At 62.9% G+C, this 3,727-nt stretch carries 4 protein-coding genes; 1 reads left to right on the forward strand and 3 read right to left on the reverse strand.

Annotated elements, in window-relative coordinates; genetic code table 11:
- Positions 1–376 precede the first annotated feature (376 nt).
- Positions 377–1,009: a hypothetical protein gene (locus ACFXJ8_RS43830; protein ID WP_379651485.1), complete on the forward strand. Its 633-nt coding sequence runs from the start codon at positions 377–379 to the stop codon at positions 1,007–1,009.
- A 107-nt stretch (positions 1,010–1,116) separates the two neighbouring features.
- On the opposite strand, the gene ACFXJ8_RS43835 is transcribed toward ACFXJ8_RS43830, so the two are convergent.
- From ACFXJ8_RS43835 to ACFXJ8_RS43845, 3 genes are all read right to left on the reverse strand, one after another.
- Positions 1,117–1,311 (reverse strand): hypothetical protein, encoded by a 195-nt coding sequence (locus ACFXJ8_RS43835; RefSeq protein WP_379651487.1) that lies wholly within the window; start codon positions 1,309–1,311, stop codon positions 1,117–1,119.
- Between the two features lie 527 nt (positions 1,312–1,838).
- On the reverse strand, positions 1,839–2,273 hold the full coding sequence (locus ACFXJ8_RS43840) for a hypothetical protein (protein WP_379651488.1): 435 nt from the start codon (positions 2,271–2,273) through the stop codon (positions 1,839–1,841).
- Positions 2,274–2,284: 11 nt separating this feature from the next.
- Positions 2,285–3,439 carry an amidase domain-containing protein gene (locus ACFXJ8_RS43845; protein ID WP_379651490.1) on the reverse strand — a complete coding sequence of 385 codons (1,155 nt, stop codon included), beginning with the start codon at positions 3,437–3,439 and terminating at the stop codon, positions 2,285–2,287.
- Positions 3,440–3,727: the final 288 nt, after the last annotated feature.

The following is a 3,727-nucleotide window of genomic DNA, read 5'->3' on the forward strand; positions in this document are numbered from 1 at the left end:
ACTCAACGCCCAGGAGGACCGAGTGCTCACCCACCGGCGGCCGCTATCCACCATGGAGTCTGCCGGATGGCCTGCTCCTAAGACTCATTAGGAGGTCCGCGGCAGCGATCGCCCCAGCCCGAGACATGGGAACCGAAGTCGGCGATCGTCACGGCCTCTGCCCTCTTCGATGCGAACGCCGGTGGGGTATGCCGCTTCGGGTCACGTGATGCCTACGGCGTCGCCACGTGCCACAACGAATGCACAAGGCCTTCGGTAGCACCCTCGTGTCACTGCGTTCGCTGACTGACTCCGTTAGGCCCTCTGGCCTGTCGCCGAGCCCTCCTCGCGCCTGCCGGTGACCACAGGGCTCTGCGATGGCCGGATACTGGCGGACATGGTCATCGTCGATGTCGTCCTGGAAACCTACGACGCGGTGGACTTCACGGCCTGGCCGATCGCCGAGCCGTCCAGCGACCGCCTGCTCGCTCTCTCTGACCAGATGTCCCCGACCGAAGTCGGGACCGCGATGGCCGCCATCTTCAGCTACAACGGCATCCCCATCACCCACGCCGCCGACATGACCGAGGCTCACCTGGATCAGCACCTTGCCCAAGCGGAAGCCCTGATCGCTCCGGGCGGGCTACGTTTCCGCGACACCACCACGAATGTCGAGGTTCCGCCCGGTTGCTGCTTTGGCCTGGAGAACTGGCGGGGCTGGTGGGGCGTAGCTCACGGAGAAGAGCCCTGGCTGGGACACGACCCCACGCCTCAGATCGAGCACGACAGTCAGATCATCCAGCTCCGGCAACATGACCAAGACGTTCCTCCGCTCCTGGCCATCGAGATCACACGCAGCGAGCTTCCGAGGCTGCTCACGACAGCACAACTGCACCTCAGCGGGTTTCTCAACCTTGTCCAGCAGTGGACCGCCAACGTCACCCCCAGGCTGGCTGACAGGCTCGTCGCAGCCCTCGACGAACATTTGATGATCACTGAACCACTCGACACCCCGCGTCAGGTCCGGTAGAGAACCGGCGGAACGGTACAGGTCACGCCGCAAAGCGTGTTCGCTGGCACGTGGCATCGCTCCGAGACTTACCGCTGGCGGCTACTGCTGATCTGCGGTGACGCACGCTACTGGCGCTGCCCGTTGAAGGTGACGGTCTCGATGAAATCGCAGGCCAGCAGAGCGTCGGCTTGCGAGCGCAGGAAGTCGGCCCACGTGGTGGACGCCCGCTCGGGCGCCGGATCAAGACCTTCCTGCTTGAGGATCTCCCAGACCGTGGACGGTGCGATCTTGATGCCGAGCGTGGCGAGCTCACCGTGCACCCGCCGCTATCCCACGGGGGATTTTCGCGAACCAGGCGCAAGATGAGAACACGGATGGAGCGGACCGTGGGCGGGTGCCCACGCCTGTTCGGCCGACAGGTACCGGCATGACGCCGTTTCATCAACTCGCGGTGCCAGCGCAAGACGGTATCCGGCCGGACGAGCAGCCGTAGCCGACGCAGCACCTCGCGCGGCAACGAGGCCAGAAGCGCAGAGAGAAAGGCCCGGTCCTCGAGAGTGAACCTCACCCTGGTATCGACACCGAGCTGCCGTTCAAGCACGGTGATCTGGTGGCGCAGGGCGAGAATATCAACGTCCTTGTCCCGATCTCCCAACGGCAGCAACCGCAGGGCGGCGAAGGTTTTCGTGACGGCGAGATAGACCAGGCGAAGGAGCACGGCCGATCATCCTGCCGCACAGATTATCTCTCTTGGTGACCGGAGGTTGTCCACGCCAGGAGAAGACCTACAAGGCTTTTAACCTGGGCGGACGACATTGTCGGCAGGCGCAGGGTTGTGGCAACTTGGTTAGCCGGGTCGTGTCGTCGAGGCCGTCATCTGATCGCTTGGTAAGTTGGGATTGCGCCCAAGGGCGATGAACCAGCGATCGCCCTTTCTTTCCAGCGACAGGGTTTCGCTGTACTTTCCGGCCTTTCCGATCCCATCCAGCCGAGCCAGCGCCGCTTTCGGCGTGATCTCACTGCGAATATCAACAGCCGTCAGCTTGATATCCTTTCCGCCGTAGGCAGCCAGTCGTTTCCGAATATCCGCAGATGGGTCATTCAGTGGAGGAGCGAGACGGGCGATAGATTGGTAATCCGAGGTGTTGAGCCCCGCAATGTAGGCATCGACGGCAGCTCGCGGATCGGCCGCCCCGGACTCCGGATCCGTACTACAACCGGCCAGAAAGAGGCACCCGACGAGGATCATGCCGAATCCCCGGAGGGTGCCTGTGAGGCTCATGGTTACGGATCCTACGTCCGGTGTGCGTAGAAGGTGGCGCTGGCGCCATAGCCAGCGAGCACGCTGCTCAGCGGTTTGTCCACGGTGTCGCTGCTGTGGTAGGTCATGAAGAGCTCATCGACACCGGATCCATCGACTCCGATGTCGGTGACGACCATCGAGTGACTGATGTTGCCGTCGCTGTCGCTGTCGATCTGTAGGACGTCGGCGATTCCCATCTGCCAGACATTGGACAGGCCGCTGACCCGGCCAGACCATGTCCTTGCGAACTGGAACCAGTTATGCGCGGCGGCCCAGGTGTAGGTCGTGGTCCAGGTGGCGTCGCCGTAGAACCATTCGGCCGGGCTGGTGCGATCCTCTCCCGGCCATGCACCCGTCCCCTGCCAGCCGCCAGCCTTGACGATCTGGGACAGGAAGTTCGTGCAGTCCCCTCCAACACCGCCGTACGTCCGATAGTTGGGGTTGTAGTTCTCCGCGTAGCGGTAGGCGTAGTCCACCATTGCCTGGTAGTCGTAGGCCATGTTGACCGAGTTCGACGAGCGGTAGCCGCGCGAGAGCTTGTCAGGCCGTTGGATCGACTTCGGGCGGGCTGTGACGCTCGGCTCGCCGGGTGGGGAGGCGGTTACCGTCCGGGCTGTGAACGCCCTGGGGTAGGTGTCTGGCGGGAGCCCGTTAGTGGACAGCTCTGGAGTCGACTGGGTGAGCACCCATCCGTCGCCAGTCTTCTCAAAAGTGAAGCGATGTCGCAGCCGATACCGTTCAGCCGCCGGCCCGTCGGTCAGCGGACGGGCGAAGTAGAGCTTGGTGTGCTCTGTTAGGGAGAGTGTGCTCAAATTTCCCTGCGTGGAATGGCTGACGTCCGAGACGGAGACGTCCGCGCGCACGTGCCCGCCGTTGACAGAGCGGAGGAGTTGCCTGCGCTGGTCGATGGCAGCGGCGTCATCGGCCAGGTGCTCTTGCAGCGCGATGCTGGTCGGCACGGTCGTGAGGGCCCGCCTGCTGTTCGGTGGGATATCGACGGTGAGGCGGGTGGCGCGATCGGTGAGATAGCTTTGCGCAATTGCTAGGACATCGGCGTCGGCGGTGGTGCTCGCGGACGCGGGGATGGCCCCGGATAGTGCAGCACCGAGAGCGGTCAGGCTGAGTAAGACTCCGATTCTCTTCATGCCGAACTCCTTATTCGCTCGAATTGAGCGTGAGGGGGTGCAGGAGATTATCGAATTGGCTTGAGGATCTTCATCAAGATAGTCACCCCTTGCACGCTAGTCAAGCACTTGTCAGGACGCGAGCGAGATGCTTGAGAATCTGTCGTCGAATGTTCGGCGGGTCGTCTTGTGTATAGGGGAGAGTAGTCATGCCCTAGTACGGCAGCCGCCATTTGCTGGATGACCAGGGCGGATGCGCGGCGGGTCGATGTGATCTTGTGATCGGAATCCGGCCCAACGAGAACAGCC

It is taken from the genome of Nonomuraea sp. NPDC059194, from assembly GCF_042754765.1.
Taxonomy (GTDB): Bacteria; Actinomycetota; Actinomycetes; order Streptosporangiales; family Streptosporangiaceae; genus Nonomuraea.